Source organism: Brucella sp. NBRC 14130 (assembly GCF_040371715.1).
Taxonomy (GTDB): domain Bacteria; phylum Pseudomonadota; class Alphaproteobacteria; order Rhizobiales; family Rhizobiaceae; genus Brucella; species Brucella intermedia.
Genome location: NZ_BAABTE010000010.1, coordinates 91,609 through 117,220 on the forward strand (window position 1 = coordinate 91,609; position 25,612 = coordinate 117,220).

Consider the following 25,612-nt stretch of genomic DNA (forward strand, 5'->3'; position numbering starts at 1 on the left):
ATGGACACGACAATCCGTGAGTTGAGCTATTCGCAAGCCATTCAGGAAGCCATGGCGATTGCCATGGAGCGCGATGATCGCGTGTTTCTGATGGGCGAAGATATTGGCGTGTATGGCGGCGCGTTTCAGGTGACCGGTGATCTTGTCCATCGCTTCGGTGAAGACCGGGTTATGGATACGCCGATTTCGGAACTGGGGGGCGCTGGTGTAGCGGTTGGTGCAGCATTGACCGGCATGCGCCCGATCTTCGAGTTCCAGTTTTCCGACTTTGCTGCCCTGGGTATGGAGCAGATCGTCAATCAGGCGGCAAAAATCCGCTACATGCTTGGCGGCGCTGTGTCCGTGCCGCTGGTCATGCGCTTTCCGGCAGGCTCTGGAACGGGCGCTGCGGCGCAGCATAGCCAGAGCCTTGAGGCATGGCTGGGGCATGTCCCGGGCCTGAAGGTCCTCCAGCCTTCCACCCCGCATGACGCCAAAGGCATGTTGCTGGCGGCCGTCGAGGATCCAGACCCTGTAATGATCTTTGAGCACAAGCTGCTTTACAAGACGAAAGGCCCTGTTCCCGAAGGCTTTTACACGGTTCCTATCGGCAAGGCGGAAGTGGTGCGCGAAGGTCGCGACCTGACCATTGTTGCAACCGCCATCATGGTGCACAAGGCGCTCGATGCGGCTGGCGAACTTGCCCGCGAAGGGATCGACGTTGAAGTGATCGACCTGCGCACGGTACGTCCGATCGATCGCGAAACCATCATCAAAAGCGTCAAGAAGACGTCCAGGCTGCTCTGCGTTTATGAAGCGGTGAAGACGCTTGGCATCGGTGCTGAAATCTCCGCAATCGTCGCGGAAAGCGATGCTTTCGACTATCTGGACGCGCCAATCGTTCGCCTTGGCGGTGCCGAAACTCCAATTCCTTACAACCCCGACCTCGAGCGCGCGACCGTTCCACAGGTGCCCGACATTTTGAGAAGCGCTCGCGATCTGGTTAAGGGAGTGCGCTGACCATGGCCGTGGAAGTCATTCTCCCCAAAGTCGATATGGATATGGAAACGGGCCAGATTTCGCGATGGTACGCCAAGGATGGCGATACGGTCACGAAAGGCCAGCTTCTCTTTGAAATCGAGACCGACAAGGCTGCGATGGAAGTCGAGGCGCCTGCTTCGGGCGTCATCGCGGACATCAGCGCGGCGGAAGGGGCCGTTGTGCCTGTCGGTCAGGCTGTCGCCTGGATTTATGAAGAAGGCGAAGAGCGCAGCGGCAAGCCCGCAGCGGTTGCCCAAGAGCCGATTGCTGCCGCGCCCGTCGATAGGGCAATCGAAACAGCAACGCCGAAACAGCATGGTCCCAAGTCCTCCCAAGACGATGAACGGGATTCAGCCGACAAGGTCCGGGCGACACCGCTCGCCCGGCGGCTTGCGCGTGATGCAGGCATCGACCTCGCTACCGTTCAGGGATCGGGTCCGAAGGGTCGCGTGCAGAAGAAGGACGTCGAAGGCGATATTGGCGTTGCGAATCCTGCGGTCCCGGCCAAATCGTTTGCAAGCAAAAATGCCGAACCGACCCCGCTCGGCCAGCTCAATGCAGTGTGGTTGCGTGAGGGGGAAGCAGGGCGTCTGCCGGTGGTTCTGCTCCATGGCTTTGCAGCCGATCTCAATTCCTGGCGCGGATTGTTTGCCGGCGCATCGCTTGGCCGTCCGATCCTCGCGCTTGATCTTCCCGGACATGGCAATTCGCCCCGTATCGTTCCCGAAAGTATCGACGATATTGCTGCGGCGGTGGAAGCGACGCTCGGGTCCCTGGGGGTCGGCTCGTGCCTTTTGGTCGGGCATTCGCTTGGCGGCGCGGTGGCGAGTGTCGTTGCGGCGCGGGGGCTCATCGATGTGCGCTCCTTGCTTCTGATTTCATCGGGCGGCTTGGGACCCCAGATCAACGGCGCCTTCATCAAGGGGCTTGTCGGCGCGAAAAGCGAAGCCAGCATCGTTCCCTGGCTGAAGCTGCTCGTCGCCGACGAGACCCGTCTGACCAAGCCGTTCATTAATGCAACAGTTGCGCAGGCTGCCGATACCGAACTGCGCAATACGCAGGAAGCGATTGGCGCCCGGTTCTTCGCAGATGGCACGCAAACCTTTGAGATTCGCTCAAGCATTGCAGCTCTTGCGATGCCGGTGCGGCTTATCTTCGGAGCGGAAGACCGGGTTATCCCCGTTGCTCACGCGCATGGTCTGCCGGGCAAAGTTGGCATCCACATCTTCGCCGGTTGCGGACATATGCCACAGATCGAGGAGCGGACTGCCGTGCTGCAAATCCTGAAGGAGTGCGCAGCCGCTGCCGAAGCAATGTAATCAAGAACAGCACATCGCGTTGCAGCGATGTGCTGTCTTTCATTCCGGTTGCGCCATTTCACGGAGCATCTGCGCGGCACTTTCTTCATCGGTGATGAGAACGGTCGGCTTCAGAAGCTTTATCGCGCCAAGCAGGGCTGCAATCTTCTCTTTTCCGCCTGACGTGAGGATACGCTGCGGCGTCTTTTGTAGACTTTCGATCTTCGCCGACATGACACGATCATGGACCGGATCATCGACGATCTTGCCGTTCTTGTCATAGAAATGGAAAAGCACGTCGCCAACGGCGCCGTTTTCGATGAGCGACAGTTTCTGCGCCTCATCGATCAGGCCCACACGATAGGACGTGCTGCTGGCGGTTTGAATATCGCCGACGCTGAGCAGGACCATGTCGAGTTCTTCGGCCATGTCGAGCACGGTGTTCAGGCCGCAGCGCTCTATGAGGGCAACGCGGGTTTCCTTGCTGTCGACCAGAGCCGGGGCGGGGATCAGGTAGCCTTCGCCCTGAAAAATCTGCGCAAACTGCCAGGCAAATTCCGGCGGATTTGAACGGCGGGGCTGTACGATGCCGCCGAGCAGGGAAATGACTTTCAGATCGTTGAGCGGGCGCGCCCCGATATGTTGCAGGGTGCTGGAAAGAGTGCGCCCCCAACCGACGCCGATCGTCATGCCGTGCTGCACCTTTTCGGAAAGATAGGCGCCCGTGGCGGCACTGATTGGCGGGATAGGATCGATGTCGGGCGAAGAGAGGGGGGCGACGATGGCGCGGTCCAGTCCGAAGGTTTTCTCAAGTTCGACTTCGAGGGATGTCAGACTTGCCAGCTTGCCTTCGATGGTAATCTTTACTTCATTGCGAGCACGGGCATCGGCAAGAAGGCGAACGATTGTGACACGCCCGACACCGAGCGCTTCCGCGATGTCGTTCTGGGTCATTTGTTCGACATAATACATCCACGCAGCGCGTGTTCGCAGCCGGCTTGTACGGTTTTCGGCAGCCACACCTTCCGATCCGATGATAAGGTCCGCTGTTTCCGGATTTTTCTGTGTCTTCCTGCCGGCCTTTTTCAAAACTATCCCTCAAATTAATGGCGTAATACTGCATTATATAAGCGCTGTTCTTACACCGAAACTATTGCTTTTCCGTGTGAAGGCAAACCATAATTCATGTGTCTGGTCCATCCTGTTGCGATGGTGCTGTCATAAGGAAATCGACAATGTTGCGCACTCTTTCGGAAGAAATTGCAGTCAATCTGAAGGACCGCCTGCGTGGCGTTCGATACATGATTCGTCGCAATTGCCACGAAGGTTTGCCGGAGGCCGAAAGGCGCAGCGACATCCCGTCTCCTGAACTGTTGCTGGAACATGCGGCAAGCATGGTGGACAAGGCTCTGACGACAGCCGAAACGATTTCCATTTCGCTGATTTCGGCTGACCCTAAGGTACATAACAGCGCTCCGCATGTGAAAAGCTTGTCGGTCTATTTCGGGGCTGGCACGGAAGGGGCACGCGCTTTCCGCAAGGATATGTATTATCTCACCAAGGAAGTGTCGCGCCGCCATCAGTTGCAGAACGCGCTTATCCAGGAAGCGGCATTCGTAGCTGTTCATGCAAGGATGATGCGGAAACATGGCTCTTTGCTGAAGAGCGTATTTTCCGCAGAAGCAGGCGAAGCGAAAATTGCTGCCACCTCCAGGGCCGTGACAGCCCTTTTTCTGGAACTGCTTGACGAAAGACCAGTGCGGTTCATCTCCATGGAAGGGCATCGCGACCCCCAAGCCTTGCGCAAATTTGAAACGACCTGTTTTGCAGCGGTGGGGCTTGCCTGTGGTCTGGCGACTGCAAAAGCGGCCGATCTGGCGGGCGTCGATCCTTTGGAAAGCGCAATTCTGGCGCTGGATGTGCGCCATGATCGTCTCATGCAGGCAGCAGAAGAGCGCGATCAGGCGCAGCTAGAAACGTTGTTCCAGACGCTAATTGCTCATCTTCCCTGACCCCGGTGCAGACGGCTGAAACATATCCAGGATAAGCTTCTTCGCGCGGGGAATTGACGCCGGACTCATGCTGAGTTCGGTCAGTCCCATTCGCAGGAACTCGCCAATGAGTTCCGGTCTGCCTGCCGCCTCGCCGCACATGCCGACCATGATACCTGCTTCCGTACCGGCTTTAGCAGTCATCTCGATTGCCGCCATCACCGCCGGATGGCTAACATCGTTGAGTTTCGCCACGGTCGGGTTCAGCCGGTCTGCAGCCATCACATACTGCGTCAGGTCATTGGTGCCGATGGAGAAGAAAGCCGCCTCTTTTGCAAGTTCCCGCGCAGCGAAAACAGCGGCGGGCGTCTCGATCATCACGCCAAGGTCGAATCCGGCAAAGGCTCTGCCTTCGCTTTCAAGCTCGCCGATACATTCGGCGATAAGGCGTTTGGTTGCGCGGATTTCTTCGACATCCGAAACCATGGGCAACATGACTTTGAGATTGCCGCTGACCGCTGCCCGCAAAAGGGCTCGCAATTGCGGCTTGAACACGTCTATCCGGTCCAGACACATGCGAATGCCGCGCCAGCCAAGGAAAGGGTTTTCTTCTTCGGGAAATTCGATACCGGCAATCGGTTTGTCGCCGCCGATATCCAGTGTGCGAACGATGACGGGGTTCGGCGCAAAGGCTTTCAGCAGTGCGGAATAGGTTTCCGTCTGCATATCTTCTGAAGGCAGGTGAATATGCTTCATGAAGAGAAGTTCGGTGCGGAAAAGCCCGACCCCCATTGCACCGGATTCAAGCGCGACTTCGATCTCTTCCAGCGCACCCATATTGGCTGCAACTTCGATGATCGTGCCGTCGGCCCTGCGCGGCGTGACGGAGCGATAAGCATCAAGTGCCTGCTTTTCCTGCAAGGCCCTGGAAATGCGCGCTTCGATTTCGTTGCGGGCGGCTGTGTCCGGATCAGCATGAACGATGCCCGAACTTCCATCCACTGCCACGATTTTCGCATTTCGTAGTTGCTGCACAGCGCTTCCCAGACCAAGAACTGCTGGAATGCCATGCGTACGCGCAATAATGGCCACATGCGAGGTCGCACCGCCATGCCCGCAGACGACGCCTTTGATCTTCTTGAGCGGCGCTCTTGCGAGATCCCAGGCGCCGATGTCTTCTGCGATGAGCACCGATCCTTCCGGCAGGCCTTCCAGATTGACGTCTTCCTTGCCGAGAAGCGCAAGGCATATCTGGCGGCTGACGGCGTGCACATCATCCGCACGCGCGTTGAGATACGGATCATCCAGTGCCGCAAATTGCCCGGCCACGGTTGAGGCCGCGGCAAGCATCGCCGAGATTGCGTCGAGACCGCCTCGAATAAGCCCGATCGCTTCGTCGATCAGGCTGTCATCCGCGGCAATATCCTTCAGTGCTGCGATAATGCCTCTGTCTGCATCTGCAAGATCGCCGCCGGAAAGGGAGGCATCCATGCGTTGCTGTACGGTGGTGATAGCCGACCTGAAGCGAGTGATCTCGGTCTCTATTTCATCGGATGCGAGCTTACGGCCCGAAGGTTTGATTTCTTCAGGGAAAAATGGAAAAGCCGCACCCAATGAAATGCCTTCGCTTGCGCCAACGCCCTTGATCTGGCCCGCGGGGAGTTTGGGCGTGATCGCGACTTGCGGCATGGTTGCGGCTTGAGGTGCAGCCGGAGCATCAGGTGCAGCTGGCGCGGCGACCTCTTCCAGGCCCGCCTGCGGGTTTTCCAGATAGCCGATCAGCGCTTCGATGGCTTCAATCGCGTCTGCTCCATCGGCACGAACGGTGACTTCGTCAAGCTCCTTCACGCCAAGCAGCATCAGCTTGACAGAGCTTTTGGCGCTTACGCTTATTCCGGCCTTGGCGATTTCAATATCACTCTCAAAACCCTTGGCCAGTTTAACGAAGCGGGTCGCAGGGCGCGCATGCAGCCCCTCACGCACCCGGACGATAGTCGAGCGTTCCATCTATGTAAGCCTCAAATCGACGTCTGAAACATTTCAACCCAATGATTGTTGAAAGTGGGTTCCAATCGTCTGTTTTAACACGCAATTCCAAATCCAGGGATGGGCAGTTTCAGCCGCCAATGGTGATAATCTGCCCCTCCTTGAGAGCAGCGACAAGCTCTTCGCCTGCTATTTCACTGGCGCAGATTTCGCCGGGGCGATCTGTCGAATCTGCACCGGTGAATGAAATGACGACATGCCCGATTTCGCGCACCTTCTGCCAGGCGCTTTCGCCAACGGCGGTGATTTCGGCCTTGAGTGCGCCGATTGCGATCTTCGTTCCGACGGCCGGAGCCGAAGCCTCGGGGCCTTCCTCCACCACATGGAGGACAGATACTTCTGCCAGTTCCGGGGGAGAACCGTCAGCAAACAGGATCAGAACGCCGCCTTCAGCGAGGTCCGCGACTTCCGGGCCGATTGCGGTGATCCGCGTTTTCAGATGTATCGACATAGAGGCGGTCCTTTCTTTCTATGGTATTCGATGCTTGGCGAAATCGATCGGAAAACATCGTTACTGCACGTGTTTGGGAGATTGCCCGCCGCCGCCTTTGCTGCGGCGGGCTGAAAGCTCAAAGCACCGCGAGGCTGACCAGCCATGCGATCAAAACCGAAAGCGGGCCCATGATCTGACGGCTGATCAGAACCGCTGGCACGCCGATTTCGATGGTCTTCGGCTTGGCTTCTCCGAGCGCCAGGCCGACCGGCACGAAGTCGCAACCGACCTGCGTGTTATAGGCAAACAAGGCCGGCAGGGCCATTGCCGGGGCAATGGTGCCGTTTGCGATCTGCGGGCCGATGATCGCCACACCCACCACCTGCGCGATAACCGCACCCGGTCCCAGAATTGGCGACAGGAACGGCAGCCCGCAAATTGCGGAAAGCACGAGCAAACCAACAATGTTATTGGCCAATGGTCCGAGCGGCTGGGCAAGAATATCGCCGATCCCCGTATAGAGGATCAGGCCGATCAGCATCGTCACGAATGCCATGAACGGCAGTACGTTGCGGATAACCTGATCGATCGTGCGGCGTCCGGCCTGGAAGAAGATACCAACGACGCGCCCCATGACGCGGCCGATGCTGCTGATAAGCCCGACAAGGCCGCCTTCGCTCGGCTGTTCCACTGGCGCAGGCTTTTCTTCTTCAACGGCAGCAGCAGCCGGAGCTGCGGCGGCTGAACCGTCAGCGGGAACGATGTTTTCCGGTTTTACGCCAGAAACATAGATATCTTCAGTGATGAATTGTGCCAGCGGACCTGCCTGTCCGACCGGAGTGATGTTTACGGTCGGGATGCGCTTGCGCGGATAAACGCCGCAGCGGGCCGTGCCGCCGCAATCGACAACCACAACTGCCATTTCGCTTTCGATTGGCGGTGAGCGAAAACCATCAACCGCCTCCGCGCCGGTCAGCTCGGCGATTTGGCGCGCAAGCGGATGGATGCCGCCGCCGGTGACCGAAACCACCTTGTTGCGCTGGTCGGTCGGCTGAATGACAAGCGGGCCGCCCCAGCCATTCGAGCCGCGGGAAATCTTGACTGCCTTATAGGTCTTGACCATGTTTTTCTCCCCCGTTCCGGCTTAAAGCTCGATGCCCTGACGCCGCGCCATGATGGCGGTGATGCGTTCTGTAAGCATGCCTTTGAGAAGGATCACCACGAGACCCACGATGGCGTACCAGATGGCAACATTGATGTGATAGCCGGTTGGAACGGCCCCCTTCTTCTCAAGCTCGAGAAGGGCAACCAGCACGCCGCCCCAGACAAAATATTCGCCGGGATTGATGTGCGGGAAGAGACCGAGCGGCGGATGGACGTAGGACACAGCCGCATCATAGAAAGCGGGCTTGTATTTCTCGTCCAGGAATGAGCCGAACGTGTAAGCCATCGGGTTGGTCAGAAAGAACACCGAAAGAACCGGCAGTACCGTGTAGCGGGTCAGCGCAATGCGCCCGGCGCTGCGCGCGATACCATGGACGCGCTTTTCGCCAACCAGTTCCGTTACGGCATAAAAAGCGGTCATCAGCACGACGAGCGTCGGGATAATGCCTGTAACAAACCCCGAGAAAACCTCGCCGCCTTTCTGGAAGACACCGATGAAGTGCTTGCCGATCGAGGCAAGCCAGCCGAGCTGCTCTTCCTGTTGGACGTTTTGAAGTCGTTCCTTGAACTGATCGACGGTAATTCCGCTGCCGCCCGCATCACCCGGCGCGGGGGCCGTTGCTTGCGCAAGCTGCAGAAGATCATTTCCCGCGTGCTCTGCGGCCTGTTTGCCATGCAGCGCCGCGTCGGAAATCATGCTGCCAGCCATATGTATGGATTGCATCGTTGCGTCGGCATGTTGCGCCAACATCGTCACTATCGACATTGCTCCTCCTCGATTGCTTGTTTCAGGCAAGCAACTCCTATGCTCCCACTGCCTTCAGACCTTCGAGTTCGATCCCATCGGACTGGTCTCTTATGCGACCGATCTGTTCTATCGCCTGTCTGGCGGCAGCCACCACTTCAGGCGTTCCTTCTCCAAACGCGGGATTGTCCGGCAATTCGCCAAGGCGCATTCCCTCAAAACCTTCACGGCGGATGAACTTTGCAAAGACGGTTCGTCCGCTCATCTGGAGGAAGCGACGCACCGCGAGGTCGCGATCCACGACGATCAACACGATCACACCCTTGCCGAAACGCCCTCGTATGTGACCCGCGCCAACAAAACCGTCGGAATATTTCGAGGTGATGCCCTTCATCACATCGGAATAGTGGCGCATCTGGAACCAGACGCCCAGCGACTGGAAGCCCCACAGCAATGCGAGGGCCAGCAAAGCCCATTGCCAGATAGCCATTTTATTCTCCTCCCACGAAGGGCAAACGGCTATTTTCCACGTTCGCCTTTCATGAAATAGAGAACATTTGTCTTCGTGAATGTCAATATGTATAATTTTATCGCAAAGGAAAGACGAATGAAGACTGACATTTCAATCGACTTCGCATAATGTCGCTTGGAAACAGGAGGCCGCTCGCATCATGGATTTGCTGCTCAGGGAACAAATGGCATCGATGCCTGATTTGCGTCATCGACTGCGCCAGTTGCGCTGGTTCAGGGCGACGTTCCGCAAGCATGCAAGCCTGCTGCATGAGCTCTACGGTGTTGAATACGACATTGATGAAAAGAAACTCACCGAGGCGTTTCTGAACTGGGTGGAGCTGGTGGACCAGAACAAGCGTTTCGCCAAGGTGGACCGCAAGGATTTCATCACATTTGCAGCCGGGTTGGTGCTGCGCGAACTGATCCGGCTGTCTCCGGCGAAGGTTATTTCACCGCCAAATCAGGCTGACGGCGATGCGGGGCGTCTGTACGAGATCGTCGGGTTTTGGCCCGAGGGATTTCTCTACACCAACTACTGTATCTGCGCGATTGCTGCCGTGCAGGAACAGGAGTTCGGCACCGTTCCGAATATAGACCAATGTGCAGATGAATTGCGCACCTGGTGGTCCTACAAGGAAAACATTGCCGAAATGCCTGGTTACGCAATCGCATTTCTCGACAAGTTTCTGGGCGGTGAGCCCAACTGGGTGATGCCCGATCTGGCATCTGCACGCGCGGCAGTGAAGCGGGCTTTGGCGGATAAGCCAGTCACAACGATCCAGAATAAATAGCTGGCGGTTTTTGTTTGTCTTCCCAACTATTTGGATCGGAGTCACTTGAAGTCCGCTACCCGCTGGGACGCGCTTTTCCTATGAATGAGAACCGGAAATGCACTAATTGGGATAGACGGTTGCCAAAAAACCATAATTAGCCAACAAGGGTTGGAATTAAACGCTCAGCGTCAAGAATGGAACATAACTTGAAACGCATCAAGATTGGCCTGGTTTGTCTCTTCCTGGCAGGTATTTTGCCCGCGCAGGCTCTCGAAGTCGGTTCGCCGGCCATTCTGAAGCCATCGCCGGAGCAGGTTCAAGCCGCTCATCTCACGGCAGAATTTCTCACGCGTTTCCATTATCGGCCCGTCCCGCTGGATGACGCCTTGTCGGTCCGGATCATGAACCGGTTCATTGATTCACTGGACCCGGACAGGCTCATCTTTCTGCAGGCAGATGTCGACAAGTTCCTGACTGGCAGCAAGGAAATCGACGACGCCATCGACCGCCAGGACCTGACCATCCCCTTTTCCATTTTCAACGTCTATCAGATGCGCATCATCGAGCGCATGACGTTTGCGCGTGGCCTGCTCAAGCAGAATTTCGATTTCAGCAAGCAGGAAGAATTCTCCATCGTGCGCGACAAGGAACCCTGGCCGCGTTCGACCGCGGAAAGCGACGATCTATGGCGCAAGCGCGTCAAGAACGACTGGCTGCGTCTGAAGCTCGTCGGCAAGGATGATGCGACTATTCGCAAGACGCTCGACAAGCGTTACGAGAACTCCATCGAGCGCACGTATAAATACAAGAGCGACGATGCCTTTCAGTCATTCATGGCTGCCTATACAACATCGGTTGATCCGCACACCGATTATTTCGGCGTCAAGGCTTCGGCCGAATTTGATATTTCCATGAAGTTGTCGCTGGTTGGCATCGGTGCGGTGCTTCAGGAAAGAGACGACTATACGACGATCCGCGAGCTTGTTGCGGGCGGCCCGGCGCAGTCGTCGGGCAAACTTGCTGTGGGCGACCGTATAATCGGCGTCGGTCAGGGCAAAGACGGTCCGATCAAAGAAGTAATCGGAATGCGCCTCGACGAAGTTGTGCAGATGATCCGCGGCGACAAGGGATCGGTCGTGCGCCTCGATATCCTGCCGGCAGATGCCGGGGCCGATGGCAAGCATCATGTCATCACGCTGGTTCGTGACAAGATCAGTCTCGACAAACAGGCCGCCAAGAAGACGATCCTTCCCGTAAAGGACGGAGACGTTACCCGCAAGATCGGGGTGATTACGCTCCCGGCATTCTACGAAGATATTCAAGCGCGGCGGAAGGGCGACAAGAACTACAAGAGCGCCAGCCGCGATGTCGCCAAGCTGATCGCCGAGTTGAAGCAGGATAAGGTTGATGGCGTTCTGGTCGATCTGCGCAACAATGGCGGCGGTTCGCTGAGCGAGGCGATTGATCTGACAGGTCTGTTCGTCGGCAAGGGACCAGTGGTCCAGCAACGCAATGCAAACGGCGAAGTCAAGGTTGAAAGCGATAATCTTCCGACGCCAGCCTGGAAGGGGCCGTTGGGCGTGCTCATCAATCGCGGCTCTGCTTCCGCCTCGGAAATTTTCGCGGCGGCAATTCAGGATTACGGCCGTGGTGTGGTCATAGGCGAGCCTAGTTTCGGCAAGGGAACCGTGCAGACCGTGGTCGACCTCGATGAAGTGGCCAACAATCCCAAGCCTGAATATGGCGAGCTTAAATTTACGGTCGCCCAGTTCTTCCGTGTCGACGGTGGAACGACGCAGTTGCGCGGCGTGACGCCTGATATCAGCCTGCCGGGCCTCTTCGATCTGAAGCTTGTCGGTGAATCGAGCTTCGATAATGCTTTGCCGTGGTCTCAGGTTTCCGCGGCGAAATACAAAGCCTCTGATGACATAAAAGCATTGCTGCCAAAGCTGCAAAATCTGCACGACGAGCGCGTGCAGAAATCCCGCGAGTTCCAGGACTTTGTGGAAGATGTAGCGACGCTCAAGGCGCAGCGCGAGAAAAAGGTCATCTCGCTCAATGAAACGGTGCGTCGCAATGAGATGACCGCGCAGGAAAATCGAGCCAAGGCGCGCGGAAAATCCAATGATGGCATTGATGCGCAGATTGACGACGGCCTGCAGTCGAACGAGCGAAGCCTGAGTGCCGACCTTGCAATCGAGAAGAGCCGCAAGAACGCGACCGATGTGTTGCAGAACGAAGCCGCCGCGATTGTCACGGATCTGGCTATCCTGCAAAACAAGGTGCCTGAACACGTTGCAAATTAAAGAAAGGCACCGCTTGTGGAGAGCGGGCGTTAAACCGTAGCGAAGACCACGATCCCGATACGTATATCGGGATCGGCCATCAGTACATGCCCGCAGCGTCGGGCTAGCGGAGTGATCCGGATTTTGTCGTCAGCAAGCGGGATTTGCCGGTTCCAACTCATGCCGTCGGTCATCAAAACGAGCCGCACGCTAAAGACAGGAGCGTCTCAAACTTTCGACCGCATAGGGCTCAAGAGTAACCTCGCCAGACTGAGCTATGCTGACGGCCTGATGTTGTGGAGTGATGTTCACCAGCCAGAATTCTTGTTCTGTCGCAAAAGCCAGAACGTGGCCGGGCCGGGACGAAACAAGCTGTTGCCATTTCTTTCCTGCCAGCGCAGACAAGGTTCTTATCGTATTGAAAAGGGGGCGTTTCCCCCCTGCGGGTGTTGGCTCGTTTTCCCCGGCAATAAGCCCAAACGGGCCGGTGACAGCCGAAAGCGTCAGGCTGTCGAGGCCTGCATTCAGCACCGATATGGCATAGGCCCTTGCAAAGCTTTCCCCGAATTTTCCATTATGACGCGGATCGCGGTTGGCCATGGCTATGCGTCTGCCTAGCGGGTTTTCCATTGTGCGGCTGCCATAGGGATTCTGGCGCATGGGAATGGTGGACGGCCCGATACGATAGGGCTTGTCGCCATAGATCGCGCGCACGGAACGGGTAATGAACGGAAGCGCCTCCAGCGTCTGCATGACGCTGAGATCATCAGCGGCATGGACAATCGGATTGGTACAGTGGCTGACAAAATCAATAAGCTCACCCGGAACACGCTTGCGATTGAGCTCGGTGAAATAGCTTAGCATTCCGCCGCCGAGACGCACATTTGGGAAGGCTGCTCTTGCTGCTGCATAAACATCTTCAAGCGGCGGGCACGGCGGCCATTCGCTGCCGGGCGGCGTCGATTGTCGGTCTATGGCAGGCGAAACGATGATTGCATCCGGGGTGAAGCCCGCTGCTTTCATATCGGACGCGATTGCAGTCGTCTCGTCGATAAGGTTGGTTTTGCACGGCAGCGCAATTTCAAGCGCGACGCGTCTTTTGTGGTTCCCGGCTAATGCTGCGAAATCTGCAAAGACTGAACCTTCATGTCCCGCCAACGGATCGTAATGAAACAGCAGGTCCTGCGGGGCAATTTCCCGAAGCAACTCTGTTGCAGCTAAACTGGCCTTGGCTTCTTCCGGGGTGATGATGATGCCGATACTGGGCATGACGCCGCTTGCGTCACCGAAAGTGATTTTCACCGGTTCAGCATGCTGGGCCACTTTGGATGTTGCTGGGCGCGTGTCAGCAATGTTGAGCACAATGCGCTGACGCTGGGGCTTCAAAGCTTCGATCCGGTAGGGCCATGGCAAAGCCAGTGGACGCACATAAGTCTTGAAGGATGCATCTGACCAATTGCGCTGGTCTTCCATCTCGAACGTATCGCCTTCCATGCGGCATTCGACCATGACGCCGGGCGTAGCCTCGTGGGTGATTGCACGCATGTCCTTGAAGGGCTGCCACGGCTCAATCAGGTCGGGGAGGCGGGTTTTGTTGAACACGCCATCGACATGCTCGACAGTCACGGGCGAACCGGCCACGCCGATGACCGGATGCAGAATGCAGAAGCCGCAACGGTTGGTTTCAAAGCCGGTCGCGGTATTGGCCACAGCGTCGAAAGTGAGTGCGCCGTCACTCTCGGCCTGAATGCGGACATCAATGGCGAGTTGCGTTGCATCCGGGCTTTCGCAACGTGCCTGATAGGTGACGATGAAACCGCTGTCGTTTTGCTCAACATTCAGATCATGGATTTCGGGATTATAGGTTCCCCAATCGCGATCCCTTACCAGGTAGGAGATGGCGCGCAGAACCTCGACGCCGTCATAGGTGATGGTACGAAGATTGCCGTCGCTGAGATCGACGGCAAGAAGCCCTGCTTTCAGATGCGTTGCCGTAACTTCTGCTTCGCGCGTGCCATAGAGCAGGAATGGATCGACTTTGCTCATTTCAGCAATGCCTTGATGTCGATGCGATTGCCGCTTGCTGCACTGTCATAGGCAGCCTCGACAAGCGCAAAGGTCTTGAGATTGTCTGCGCCCGATGTCGAGGTTTCTTCACCGGAGGCGAGTTTATCCACCCAATGCTGCTGAATAGCAAAAACGCTTTCCTGAATATTGTGCCACGGGCGCGAGGCCCAGGAGAGCAGTTTTGGCGAAACGTCGGAAACTGTCGTACCCTCCGACGTAATTACTTCAAGGCGATAGCCCTGATAAAGACGGATCGAGCCTTCAGTGCCGTCCAGTTCGATCAGCGTTTCCGGGAAAGGGTCGGTTTGGAGCTTGGTGGCATAGCTCACATCGACAACGGAAGTAGCTCCATTTTCATGGTCCATGAGAATGGTTGCCACATCTTCGCCATTGATCTTCGAATTGACGCGCTTGGTGCGTGCGACAAGGCTTGTCACGTCACCCAGAATGAAACGTGCAATATCCAGCGTATGAATGCCAAGGTCTTCGATGATGAAGCGCTCGCCTTCTGCAAGATAAGGCTGGCCGGAGAAAACATCAAAGCCGGAGCGGAATGAAAAGCGACCCCAGAACGGCGCGCCGATGGCGCCGCTGTCGAGCGCCGTGCGCACGGCCTGGATAGGCGTCTGCCAGCGGAAGTTTTCATGCACCATCAGAGGAATGCCTGCTTCATCGCAGACCTTCACCATCGCCTTTGCATCGTCGAGCGTCTTCGCAAAAGGTTTCTGGCAGGTTGCCGGCACCTTATGGGTGGCAGCAAGTTCCACCAGCGCGCGGTGGCTTGCAACGGTGGTGGCGATATCGACAAAATCGATACCGCCATCCGCAAATAGCGCCTCAGCATCCGTGTAGCGGCGCTCGATGCCAAACTGGTCGCCGACAATCTTCAACCGCTCCGGATCGCGGTCGCAGATTGCCACGATCTTGGCACCCGAAACGTCATTCCATGCATGCATCTGGTTGATTGCGAAGAAACCGCAGCCGATCAGAGCGCCATTCAATTCTGCCATTTTTAACCCGCTTTTGCCATTTGCATGAGTGTAACGCGCTGCTGGAGGCGGCGCTGTGCCTGATCGACCACCACGGCAATGATGATGACCAGGCCCTTGATGACCATCTGCCAGAAGGACGATACGCCCATCATGACCAGACCGTCGGAGAGAATGCCGATGACGAATGCGCCGATGATGGTGCCGCCGATGGTGCCGCGCCCGCCCGACATGGAGGTGCCGCCGAGAACTGCTGCCGCGATGGCGTTAAGCTCAAACGAGTTACCGGTTGCCGGATGCGACGACATGAGTTCAGACGAGATGATAAGCCCAGCGATCGCGGCGCAGAAGCCTGAAAACATATAGACGAACATCTTTACGCGGTCGACATGGATGCCGGACATGCGCGCAGCGCGTTCATTGCCGCCGACTGCGAAAATCTGACGACCAAGAGGCGTGTATCGCGCGATATAGGCTGCGGCCAATGCGACGACGATCAGAATCCAGATCGAGACCGGAAGACCAAGGATGCTGCCTGATCCGAGGAAGGCGAAGCCGGTTGTGCCCAGATCTTCGCGGCCCACAAGGTTCGGGAAGGTCTGACCATCGGAGGACAGAAGTGCCAGACCGCGTGCCACATAAAGCGTGCCGAGTGTTGCGATGAACGGCGCGACATTCAATTTGGTGATCAATAGCCCGTTTATGAAGCCAACGGCGACGCCAACGGCCAGTGTAATCAGCGATATTTCGATGATGTTGAAATAGATCGTATAGCCGATGCCAAGATCGATACCGTAGATCAGAAGACCGCCGGCAACCATGCCGCAAAGCCCGACAATTGAGCCGACTGAAAGGTCGATGCCGCCGGTGATGATGACGAAAGTCATGCCCATTGCAAGAAACGCGTTAAGGGCAACGTGCTTTGACATCAGGATCAGGTTGGCGGTCGACAGAAAGTTCGGTGCTGCGAACGAGAAGAAGATGAACACCGCGAAAAGCGCGATGAAGGTTCTCAGTTTCATCAGCGTCAGCAGGGCCGAGCCGCTGTTAAAGGTTGAGTCAGTGGCGGCCGTCGTCGTGTTGGCTGTCATGACGCGCGTTCCCTTGTTTGTTTGCTGTGGTCGTTGTCATGCGTATGTCCGTGGCCCTTGGCCGAAGCGGCAACAATATCGGCCTCCGTCGCTTTATCGCGGTCGAATATGGCGACCAGCTTCCCATTGCTGAGCACCGCGATGCGATCGGAAAGCGCCATGACTTCTTCCAGATCGGAGGTTGAAAAGAGAATGGAAAGACCTTCGGCGGCGAGCCTGCGCATGGTGCGGAAGACGTCGGCCTTTGCGCCCACATCAATACCGCGCGACGGCTCGTCCATCAGAAGAACTTTTGGATTGGTCATCAGCGCCTTGCCGATCACCACCTTTTGCTGGTTGCCGCCCGACATTGAAGTAACTTCGAATTCCGGGTTCGGTGCCTTGATCGAAAGGTCTTTGATCGCCTGTTGAATGGCCTGTTTTTCGCGCTTAGGCGTGATGTGGAAAAAACGCGCCAGACGGTCGAGGCTTGCCAGTGTCAGGTTGCTGGCAATCGACAGGATCTGGACCAGGCCTTCACGCTGGCGATCTTCCGGGATAAGTGCAAGGCCGCGCCGGATACGACGGGTCGTGTCTCGCTCCTTCACTTCCTCGCCATCGATATAGATTTGGCCCGTGGAATGACCGTGCTGGCCCATCACACATTCGAAAAACTCGGAACGTCCAGCCCCCATAAGGCCGTAGATTCCAAGAACTTCACCTGCGCGGACAGTTAGCGAGACATCATCGACTGCAAGCCCGCCTGTTGGGCGTGGCAGCGTGATGTTTTCGGCGCGAAACCGTTCCGCACCGATCTTGTGGGTCACCGGCTTGGCAAAATCCTTGGCATCCGAACCGATCATCGAACGCACGATCCATTGCGTATCGATATTTTTGATTTCTTCCTGCCCGGTGATTTTTCCGTCGCGCAGAACGGTGATGTAATCGCCGATCCGCATCAGTTCTTCGAGACGATGCGAAATGTAAACGATCGCCACCCCTTGGCTTTTCAATTCAGCAATCACCTTGAACAGAATATCCACTTCGGCTGCGGAAAGTGCCGAAGTCGGCTCGTCCATGATGACGATGCGCGCATCGAGCGAAATGGCCTTGGCGATTTCGACGAGCTGCTGTTGTCCGATAGGCAGATCGGCCACAAGCGTATTTGCGCTGATGCCTGCATCAAGCCGGTCGAGATATTCATTGGCCTTTGCGATTTGCGCCTTGTGATCGATACCGCGCAACCCACGCATGATTTCGCGTGTGGCAAAGATGTTCTCCGCCACCGTCATGTTTGAAAACAGGTTCAACTCCTGAAAGATCATCGCAATGCCGCGCTTCTGCGCGTCGGCCGGGCTGTCGAATGCCACTTCCTCGCCATCGAGAATAATCTTCCCCATGGTCGGGCGTTCAACGCCAGCGATGATTTTCATCAGCGTGGATTTGCCAGCACCGTTTTCACCGACAAGCACGTTGACCGAACCGCGGCGCAATTCAAGATTGGCGCGCTTGACCGCGACAATGCCCGAATAGACCTTGGAAACATCTTCAAGCTTGAGGACGATATCGTGCTTCTGGATCGTTTCCGTCTCCATGGCTCATTTCTCCAAAGAGATGGAAACGGGGGTGAGTACCGGAAGCTGACCCTTTGAGGGCAAGGAGAAAGCGCCTTGGGCTTTCACCTTCATGCCGACCAGATTTTCGCGCGGCAGTTTGGATAATACGTCGTCATTGATACGGGTATTGAAAGCCTTGCCGAACTGCGCCCAGTCGATCTGGTTGCGGAATTCGTTGAAGTTCACGAATGAGAGGCTGTCGCGGATTGCAGTGCCGCGAACGGTTGGCCCAATCTGCACGCGTGCATCGGGCTTGCCATCGCCATTGCTATCGACGTCGACATAGGCGGCGCGGGATTTCGTTTCTGCAGCGACAACGGTGCCTTCAAGCTTGACGGCGAAAGTCCAGGGGGCATTGCCCTGCTTCTCGCGATGGCCGTATTTTGCTCCGGCGGCGTCCGCGTCTGCATTTGCTACCTGCATCACTTCATCGAGCGTCGCAGTTTTTTCGGCAAAGAACGGCTGAACCTTTGCGTCCCAGATGTCGGAAACCGAACGATCCGGATTGAAATTATCGCCGCGTGCTTCTGCGGCTTCTTCCGCTGTCGGGGTCTTGATGATTTTGCAGCCCGAAAGCGCGACACCGCAGGCCAGCAGAATAATGGAAGCTGACTTCAGCACTGACATGAATCTATCCTCGATATCAGGAATGTGCCGGGAGCGGTGTACGCCCCCGGCCTTGCAAGCTGGAGGGTTAGTCCTTCAAGGCGAAGGTTTCGAGCTTGTCGGCATTGTCAGGGTTGATGAGCACGCAGTCCATCAGCTGCTTTTCCTCAGCAGGTCCCTTGCCGGTCTTGATATATTCGTCAGCCTGAACGACGGCCATCTGTGCCTGAGCATAGGCCGGCTGGAGGACGGTTGCCTTGATGCCGCCCGCCTTGATGGAATCGCGAACATCGTTCGAACCGTCGAAGCCGACCACGATAACGTCTTTGCGGCCAGCAGCTTCAAGTGCTGCCCATGCGCCCATGGCCATGGTGTCGTTGCCCGAAATCACACCCTTGATATCCGGATTTGCCTGCAGAATACTCTGCATCTTGGTGAAAGCCTCGGTCTGGCTCCAGTTGGCTGACTGCTGTGCAACCATCTTCATATCAGGATATTCATCGATGACGTCGTGATAGCCCTTGGAGCGGGTGCCGGCGTTCAGGTCGGATTCACGGCCCAATAGTTCGACATAATTACCGGCTTCGCCCATCAGCTTGACGAATTCTTCAGCACCCAGCTGCGCGCCCTGATAGTTGTTGGATACGATCTGCGAAACCGCAACCCCTGAAGCGTTGATTTCACGGTCGATCAGGAATGAAGGGACCTTGGCATCCTTGGCCTTCTGCACGGCGGCAATCGATGCTTCCGAACCGGCATTGTCGAGAATGATAGCTTTTGCGCCACGACCGATGGCCGTATCGACCAGCTGCGATTGCTTTGTCGGATCGTCGTCATGCTGAAGGATCAGCGTTTCGTAGCCAAGTTCCTTGGCCTTGGCTTCAGCGCCCACTGCTTCAGCTTTATAGAACGGATTGTCATGCGATGGCGTGATGATCGCGATCAGGTCAGCAGCCCATGCCGGCATGACAACGCCGCCTGCCAATGTTGCCGAAACGGCCGCAATCGCAAAACCGCGCGCAATTTTTCTGCGTGTGAATTTCATGTAGACCTCCCAATAAGCCCCATTTCCCAAAAGGGCGGAAAAAGGGGAGAGCGTGCGCCGCCCTCCCAAGTGACGTCACGTAATGCGACGGATGCTTTCTGCGATTTCTTCCGGTTCGAAAACGTTCTTCCAGTCGTCGCGCATCAGCGCCGGAATACCGAATTCGATTGCCTTGTTGCAGGCATCGGAGAATACGCCCTGGACTTCGCCAAAGATGACGGCGCCGAGAACATTCATGTGGCCGAGAAGGAAATCGCGCGCTGCTTCTTCTGGAACGCCGCGACGAACGCTTTCGTCCATGGCCTGTTTCATGACGACAAGAAGCGATGCGCAAACGGTTTCCGAAAGGCCCGGCTCGAGGATTGCAAGTTGCTCGACAGTCACGCGGTGCGAGCGCATGACAGGCGCCCAGATGACCTTGGCGATTTCTTCACCGAGCGCATAGGCTTCTTCCGGACCCTGCATGAGAGCCGAAACGATGTGCTGCTTTGCAAACAGACCGCCGAAGTGATCCTTCTTCGCCTGCATGTCCGTTTCGTCGTTGAAGATCGGCGGATGGCACGGATGGGTCACGAAATAGGTGAGGTCTGCGCGTTCTGGCAGATGACCGGCAAATGGTGCGGCTGCATCGAGCGCGATAACCATTGTGCCGGGCTTGAGCTTGTCGACGATGCCTGCGGCAACCTTGCCGATGATGGTATCCGGCACAGCCAGAATGACGACTTCAGCGCCTTCGAGACCTGCATCAGCGTCAATGGTGTCGATGCCAAGATCGTTCTTGAGGCGGGCCTTGCCTGCGTCGCTGACTTCGATGTGGCGTACGTCGAAGCGCGAACCCTTGAGGTTCTTGGCCAGACGGTAGCCCATCTTGCCGCCCGCTCCGAACAAAGCGATAGCTGTCATGATTGAAATTTCCTTCCCATGTTTTGGTATCGCGACTGGTATAACCAGTCAATGAGTATTCCAGGTTAGACGCGTGCTCCGTCGCGAATCTGGCTGAAGTAATTGTCAGAGCCGACCTGACCGCCCTTGAGAGCAATCTGCAGGCCATTGGTTGCAGCGGGAGTACCGTGTGCAGTGCAAAGCGGCGAGCCGGGAGTTTGTGGAAGCGGCAAAAGCGTGGTGAGCGCATCAACATGCAATTCGCGCAATGCGTGGCTGGAAGTGTCCCCGCCTGCAATGACTGCGCGGGTAAGCCTTTCGCGCTCGACCAGGCTGCGGAGTATGAATCCGAGGCTACGCGCCAGTTTGTGACGGCTGCCAGCGATCCTGTCGATCTCCGTGCCGCGATCAGCAGAAGGACCAAGGGCGGTGTTAAGGATCACGCTGTTGCCCTGCTTGAGCGCCTTCTCGCCTTCAGCAATAGCCGTTTCGATTGCCTGATTGCTGTTTTCACCGAGAAGTTCGAGGGGATTGAGATCAATGCCGGTAAAGCCTGATGCCGTCGCATGACGGATTTGGCGTTCCGTGGTGGGCGACACGCTTCCTGAAACGACCGCAATGCGGTCTGCCTTGCCGGGGAGCGGAAACTCTCTTTTTGATCCAATCAGTCCCGCTTTGGTCCATGCGGCCAGAAGCGCATATTCAACACCCGACGAGCCAGCGACGAACCAGCCTTCGCGGGCACGCAAGCGCCAGAGCTGTTCGCCTGCTTGCAGCTGACTTTCATGACTATCGACGTCGAACAACAACATGCCGTCAACATTGTTGGCGATAGCGCTGACGCGATCATCGACGTCCTGCGAGCCAAGGGTTGCAAGGTCTGCAAGCACGGTTTTAAGCGGTGTCTGTTGAGCCAAATGCAACCGCAGATCCGCCTCATGCATCGGCGTGACCGGATGGTGGCTCATGACCGGGTGGCGGTCGATGCGATAGACCTCGCCCTGATAGGCGGCGAACAGATTGCCGAAAGCGGTGTAACGCTTCAGTTGTGGTGCGCCGACAATCAAGGGCACATAGGCCTGATCGAAGATCGCTTTGGCGATTTCCACGGCCTTGCCGATATTGCCGACATGCGGTGCGGAATCGAAGGTCGAGCAGACTTTGTAATGCGCAATAGCCGCATTGAGGCCTTTCAACCAGTTGAATGCAGGCGTGAGGTGTTTCTCCATCCATTCCGGCGTTTCGCTGCGGCTGGTACCCGCGAGGCCGATAGCCTTGCAATGAGAAAAACGGGCAAGCAGCTCTTCATCCGGGACATTCATGAACAGAACGGTATCGACGCCGTGAGAAGCGAGTGCCTCCATGACATCGGTCGAGCCGGTGAGATCGTCGCCGTAATAGGAGAGCAGCAGTCTGTTGGAAACCTCGGACATTACTCGCCGCCTTTCCCGAATTTTGCGAGCGAGGCTGCAAGTTCAGGGCGATCTGCTGCATATGTTTCAAGCGCAATGCCCGCGACAGCCGCTTCCCAGGCCTGCTGCACAGCGCGAACACCAGCTGCCGGGCCGCCCGGATGGCTGACAATGCCGCCGCCGCACAGATAAAGCAGGTCCGTGGTGCGGCCCGTGCGCTCGAAAGTTTCCGGCGCCTGTCCGCCCCACTGGCCGGACCCCGCCACAGGTAGCGGACAATCGGATGGGTTAAACAGCGGTGTACTGACGGCCTTGAACGAATTGACGAAGCTTTCGTCCGGCTCCCAATATTTCACGCGGATGCCGTTGATCTGGAACTGATCGACGCCGAGCAGACGCCAGAACTGCTGATAAACGCGGAAATCCATACCTGCACCGGGATTGCGGGTCAGGACGTCCCAGCCGTTGCGATGGGCATGAAGTACGAGACCCGAACGCTTGCGTAGAAAGCTCATGCCGCCAAAGCCGACGGAATTTATATTGACTACCGCGCAATTGCCGCCTTCTTTCAGCACCATGTCATGGTTGCGCATCATTTCGTCAGGATCGCCATGAGAGATGCCGAAGGCATACATGACCTTCTTGCCGGTCTTCTGCTCGTGATCGAGAATACGCGGCATGATCGCGGCGATGCGCTCTTTGAGCGGCGAATAGGCCGGGCTCATCAGCTTCTCGTCGTCCTTGATGAAATCGACACCAGACTGGATTAACTCGCCGACCAGTTCTGCGGTTTCGTGCGGACGCAGGCCAAGTGCCGGCTTGACGATGGTGCCGATGATCGGACGTTCCTCAACGCCGGTAAGGCGGCGGCTTCCGGTGATACCGAATTGCGGGCCGGGATGTGCTGTGCGGAAAGCTTCCGGCAACTTCATGTCCACGACGCGGATGCCGGTCATGCCCTTGATCGAATAAACGCCGCCAACGGCTATCGTCATGAGTGCTGCAAGATCGGTGCCGATAGCATCAAGCGGAAATGCGATATCGACATCCGCGCGCTTGATTGGGCCATGTCCGGGTTCAAGCTCTGGCCATGTGGGGCACGTTGCGTCTTCCAGCGGACGGATTTCCAGCACACGCGCCGCGACGCGCGCCTTGAGTTCTTCCGTTTCACCTGGAACGGCGACAAAAGTGCCGGTCGACTGATCGCTCGCAATCTTCGCGGCCATCTGTTCGATGCTGCCGGTGGTCTCAATGCGATAGGTCAGGCGGATGTACATGGCTACTACCGGAACAGGCGATTGGTTCGTTGCCCGCGATACTTCGCTGGCTTTTACAGGTCAACTGGTATAATGAGTATTCCATTATGCGCAAGTGAAAAATTGTGCGGCGCTCGGACTGCTGTGGGCAAACAGCTTTTCTCCGGACAGTCGAAGATGCATAAGAAGGAAAAGCGCCTGAGGGGTGAGATGTAATGAACCAGCCATTCGAACCTATTGTTCGTCGCAAATTGTCCGACGAAGTTTTTGATCGGCTCGAAAACATGATTACTTCCGGCGAGCTGGAGCCGGGAGACGAGATGCCGTCGGAACGCGTGCTGATGGAACGTTTCGGTGTCGGTCGCCCTGCAATTCGCGAGGCAATGCAGTCGCTCGCCAAAATGGGACTGGTGAGCATTTCACACGGCGAGCGTGCCAAGGTGTTGAAGCTGACTGCAAGATCGATTTTCCAGCAGGTGGATCCAACCGCAAAGATCATGCTTGCGCAGTCAATGGACACGCTGGAAGATTTGAAGAGCGCGCGCATTTTCTTCGAGCGCGGCATCGTCCGCGAGACCGCGCAGAAAATTACCGAGACTGATATCGCTGAACTGCGACAGATCATCGAACGGCAGCGGGAATCGCTCGGTGACGCAGACGCCTTTATCGCAGCCGATATGGAGTTTCATGTCCGGATAGCCAGGATTTCCGGCAATCCCATTCTAGTGGCCGTGAGCGAAGCCATGCTTGCCTGGCTGAAGGAGTATCACACTCATATGCTTATCTGGACCGGCAAAGAGAAATATACGCTCGTGGAACACGAGGAGATATTGGATTGTCTGTCCGTCAAGGATGCAGACCGCGCTGAAGCTGCCATGCTTCGACATCTTGAACGGTCGCGTACACTTTACAAAAAGGAATAGAGCCTTCGCGAAGGATAGGGAGGGGTATTCGCAGCCTCTCAGCTGTCAGATTTTTCGAACCCCGCATAAATATCCGCTCTGGTCTGAGGCACAGCGGAAATACCGCGTTTGCGCTTCGAGGCCAGAGTCTGGTTGATCTGGACGGTTCCTCGCTCAAATGCCAGCGAACATCCCGCAAGATAGAGCAGCCATAGGCGCGCTTTCGGATAACCTATTTCAGCGACGGCCTTATCGAAATTGTTATAGAGGCGTTCGCACCATAACCGACACGTCATGCCATAATGTTCGCGGAGATTTTCGACGTCGTGGACTTCAAACCCGTGCCCTTCGAGGTTTTCTACTGTCATGCCAAGATGGTCGAGTTCCCCACCAGGGAAAATATACTTCACCAGAGCCTTATGCTCTGCGCTTTTACGTTTGAAGGATTTCTTGTCCTTTTTCATGCGCCGGGTGATTGCGTGATGCATGTAAAGCCCGCCGGGGCGCAGAAGTCGATGGACGGCGCTGAAATAGCTGTCGTAATTGGCGATACCAACATGTTCGAACATTCCCACAGATGAAATCTTGTCGAACTGACCGTCAAGCTCTGCATAGGATTTGACGTGGATGGTAATCCTGTCTTCAAGTCCTGCCAGCTTGATCCTTTCTCGCGCCAGCGCCGTTTGGGCTTCCGATAACGAAACGCCGGTGCCGATGACACCAAAATTCTGCACAGCATAAATCAGGAGAGCGCCCCAACCGCACCCGATATCAAGAAGCCGGTCCCCCGGTTTCAATCGCAGTTTTCGGCAGATGAGCTCCAGCTTGTCCTTCTGTGCCTGGTCGATATCATTAGCCCAGTCCGTGAAGTAGCCGCAGGTGTAAACCATTCGCTCATCGAGGAATAAACGGTAAAACTCGTTGGAGACGTCGTAGTGATGCGTGATTGCCTCCTTGTTCGATCCGCTGACAAAAGGCTCCTTGCCGTCAAGAACATCGCGTCTATTGGGTTTACCAGCAAAAAGAAGAGCCGGGAGATCCTTGAGTAGTTGCCATTTTGGCAACTCCTTCAGCCTGTTCTTCACGCTCCCGTCGGTTTTGGCTTTGGCGAGATCGAAGATTGTACCATTACTGATATCGACCCGACCTGAGGTCCATATCTCGATCAGCGAATCGTAATTCGGTTTGAGAAGGAGCTGCCGAACGATCGTCGGATCGTTGATCACCAGTGACGGACCATCGAATGCGCCTATGCGCGTACCGTCCCATAACTCCACATTGAACTGTGGGCGCAGCGTTTCAACAACTGTCCGAATGATGCGAACAGATCTGGCTTCAACGGTCATGCCATGCCTCTCGATTGAGGTTTCGGACGGTGATCTTCCCGGGCTGACCCTAACCTAAGGTGCTTAGGATTGCAGTCATAAAATCGTGACGGTTACGACCATGCCCTCAGCGCGAACAGCAGTTGACATGCGGGATTGCCTGCATGTTGCGTT

22 protein-coding genes are annotated in these 25,612 nt (G+C 56.4%); 6 read left to right on the forward strand and 16 right to left on the reverse strand.

Annotated features, from left to right (window positions below):
- Both ABWW28_RS19440 and ABWW28_RS19445 read left to right on the forward strand, forming a co-directional pair.
- The gene (locus ABWW28_RS19440; protein ID WP_176588579.1) at window positions 1-999 is read left to right on the forward strand and encodes an alpha-ketoacid dehydrogenase subunit beta; all 999 of its coding nucleotides are present in this window, start codon (window positions 1-3) and stop codon (window positions 997-999) included.
- 2 nt (window positions 1,000-1,001) lie between these two features.
- Entirely contained in the window at window positions 1,002-2,339 is a 1,338-nt protein-coding gene (locus tag ABWW28_RS19445; protein WP_176588580.1) for an acetoin dehydrogenase dihydrolipoyllysine-residue acetyltransferase subunit, read from the forward strand.
- A gap of 39 nt (window positions 2,340-2,378) precedes the next feature.
- Here ABWW28_RS19445 and ABWW28_RS19450 read toward each other — a convergent pair whose 3' ends face one another.
- Window positions 2,379-3,407, reverse strand: a complete 1,029-nt coding sequence (locus tag ABWW28_RS19450) for a sugar-binding transcriptional regulator (protein WP_176588581.1) — start codon at window positions 3,405-3,407, stop codon at window positions 2,379-2,381.
- Between the two features lie 146 nt (window positions 3,408-3,553).
- On the opposite strand from ABWW28_RS19450, the gene ABWW28_RS19455 reads away from it, so the two are divergent.
- Complete coding sequence (locus tag ABWW28_RS19455; protein WP_176588582.1) at window positions 3,554-4,330, forward strand: hypothetical protein; 777 nt, start codon at window positions 3,554-3,556, stop codon at window positions 4,328-4,330.
- Here ABWW28_RS19455 and ptsP read toward each other — a convergent pair.
- From ptsP to ABWW28_RS19480, 5 genes are all read right to left on the reverse strand, one after another.
- Window positions 4,310-6,316: a phosphoenolpyruvate--protein phosphotransferase gene (gene ptsP / locus ABWW28_RS19460; RefSeq protein WP_176588583.1), complete on the reverse strand. Its 2,007-nt coding sequence runs from the start codon at window positions 6,314-6,316 to the stop codon at window positions 4,310-4,312. The two genes, ABWW28_RS19455 and ptsP, sit on opposite strands and share 21 nt — an antisense overlap.
- 109 nt (window positions 6,317-6,425) lie before the next feature.
- Window positions 6,426-6,806, reverse strand: coding sequence for a PTS glucitol/sorbitol transporter subunit IIA (locus ABWW28_RS19465; protein WP_006470095.1), 381 nt, complete (start codon window positions 6,804-6,806; stop codon window positions 6,426-6,428).
- A 118-nt stretch (window positions 6,807-6,924) separates the two neighbouring features.
- A complete protein-coding gene (gene srlE / locus ABWW28_RS19470; protein WP_006471858.1) occupies window positions 6,925-7,911 on the reverse strand; it encodes a PTS glucitol/sorbitol transporter subunit IIB in 987 nt (328 codons plus the stop codon).
- Between the two features lie 21 nt (window positions 7,912-7,932).
- Complete coding sequence (gene srlA, locus ABWW28_RS19475) at window positions 7,933-8,718, reverse strand: PTS glucitol/sorbitol transporter subunit IIC (protein ID WP_100651475.1); 786 nt, start codon at window positions 8,716-8,718, stop codon at window positions 7,933-7,935.
- Window positions 8,719-8,755: 37 nt separating this feature from the next.
- Window positions 8,756-9,187 carry a transcriptional regulator GutM gene (locus ABWW28_RS19480; RefSeq protein ID WP_151659332.1) on the reverse strand — a complete coding sequence of 144 codons (432 nt, stop codon included), beginning with the start codon at window positions 9,185-9,187 and terminating at the stop codon, window positions 8,756-8,758.
- A gap of 181 nt (window positions 9,188-9,368) precedes the next feature.
- Here ABWW28_RS19480 and ABWW28_RS19485 point away from each other — a divergent pair, with 181 nt between their 5' ends.
- Window positions 9,369-10,001, forward strand: coding sequence for a hypothetical protein (locus tag ABWW28_RS19485; protein WP_176588584.1), 633 nt, complete (start codon window positions 9,369-9,371; stop codon window positions 9,999-10,001).
- Between the two features lie 176 nt (window positions 10,002-10,177).
- On the forward strand, window positions 10,178-12,289 hold the full coding sequence (locus ABWW28_RS19490; RefSeq protein WP_176588585.1) for a carboxy terminal-processing peptidase: 2,112 nt from the start codon (window positions 10,178-10,180) through the stop codon (window positions 12,287-12,289).
- A 189-nt stretch (window positions 12,290-12,478) separates the two neighbouring features.
- Here the strand turns inward: ABWW28_RS19490 and apnL are convergent, their stop codons facing one another.
- The 9 genes from apnL to oiaX form a co-directional block, all read right to left on the reverse strand.
- Entirely contained in the window at window positions 12,479-14,314 is a 1,836-nt protein-coding gene (gene apnL / locus ABWW28_RS19495) for a D-apionate lactonase (protein WP_176588586.1), read from the reverse strand.
- Window positions 14,311-15,345: a Gfo/Idh/MocA family protein gene (locus ABWW28_RS19500; protein ID WP_176588587.1), complete on the reverse strand. Its 1,035-nt coding sequence runs from the start codon at window positions 15,343-15,345 to the stop codon at window positions 14,311-14,313. Before ABWW28_RS19500 ends, apnL begins: the two co-directional genes overlap by 4 nt.
- A gap of 2 nt (window positions 15,346-15,347) precedes the next feature.
- Entirely contained in the window at window positions 15,348-16,415 is a 1,068-nt protein-coding gene (locus ABWW28_RS19505; RefSeq protein ID WP_176588588.1) for an ABC transporter permease, read from the reverse strand.
- Complete coding sequence (locus ABWW28_RS19510; RefSeq protein ID WP_176588589.1) at window positions 16,412-17,989, reverse strand: sugar ABC transporter ATP-binding protein; 1,578 nt, start codon at window positions 17,987-17,989, stop codon at window positions 16,412-16,414. Before ABWW28_RS19510 ends, ABWW28_RS19505 begins: the two co-directional genes overlap by 4 nt.
- Window positions 17,990-17,992: 3 nt before the next feature.
- A complete protein-coding gene (locus tag ABWW28_RS19515; protein WP_176588590.1) occupies window positions 17,993-18,637 on the reverse strand; it encodes a DUF2291 family protein in 645 nt (214 codons plus the stop codon).
- A gap of 67 nt (window positions 18,638-18,704) precedes the next feature.
- Entirely contained in the window at window positions 18,705-19,661 is a 957-nt protein-coding gene (locus ABWW28_RS19520) for a D-ribose ABC transporter substrate-binding protein (protein WP_006471861.1), read from the reverse strand.
- 75 nt (window positions 19,662-19,736) lie between these two features.
- Window positions 19,737-20,564 (reverse strand): phosphogluconate dehydrogenase C-terminal domain-containing protein, encoded by an 828-nt coding sequence (locus tag ABWW28_RS19525; protein ID WP_140022610.1) that lies wholly within the window; start codon window positions 20,562-20,564, stop codon window positions 19,737-19,739.
- A 65-nt stretch (window positions 20,565-20,629) separates the two neighbouring features.
- Complete coding sequence (locus tag ABWW28_RS19530; protein WP_176588591.1) at window positions 20,630-21,976, reverse strand: four-carbon acid sugar kinase family protein; 1,347 nt, start codon at window positions 21,974-21,976, stop codon at window positions 20,630-20,632.
- Complete coding sequence (oiaX, locus tag ABWW28_RS19535) at window positions 21,976-23,232, reverse strand: 3-oxo-isoapionate-4-phosphate decarboxylase OiaX (RefSeq protein WP_176588592.1); 1,257 nt, start codon at window positions 23,230-23,232, stop codon at window positions 21,976-21,978. Before oiaX ends, ABWW28_RS19530 begins: the two co-directional genes overlap by 1 nt.
- A gap of 194 nt (window positions 23,233-23,426) precedes the next feature.
- Here oiaX and ABWW28_RS19540 point away from each other — a divergent pair, with 194 nt between their 5' ends.
- Complete coding sequence (locus ABWW28_RS19540; RefSeq protein WP_006470110.1) at window positions 23,427-24,134, forward strand: transcriptional regulator NanR; 708 nt, start codon at window positions 23,427-23,429, stop codon at window positions 24,132-24,134.
- 38 nt (window positions 24,135-24,172) lie between these two features.
- Here ABWW28_RS19540 and ABWW28_RS19545 read toward each other — a convergent pair whose 3' ends face one another.
- Complete coding sequence (locus ABWW28_RS19545; RefSeq protein ID WP_176588593.1) at window positions 24,173-25,459, reverse strand: SAM-dependent methyltransferase; 1,287 nt, start codon at window positions 25,457-25,459, stop codon at window positions 24,173-24,175.
- Window positions 25,460-25,612 lie beyond the last annotated feature (153 nt).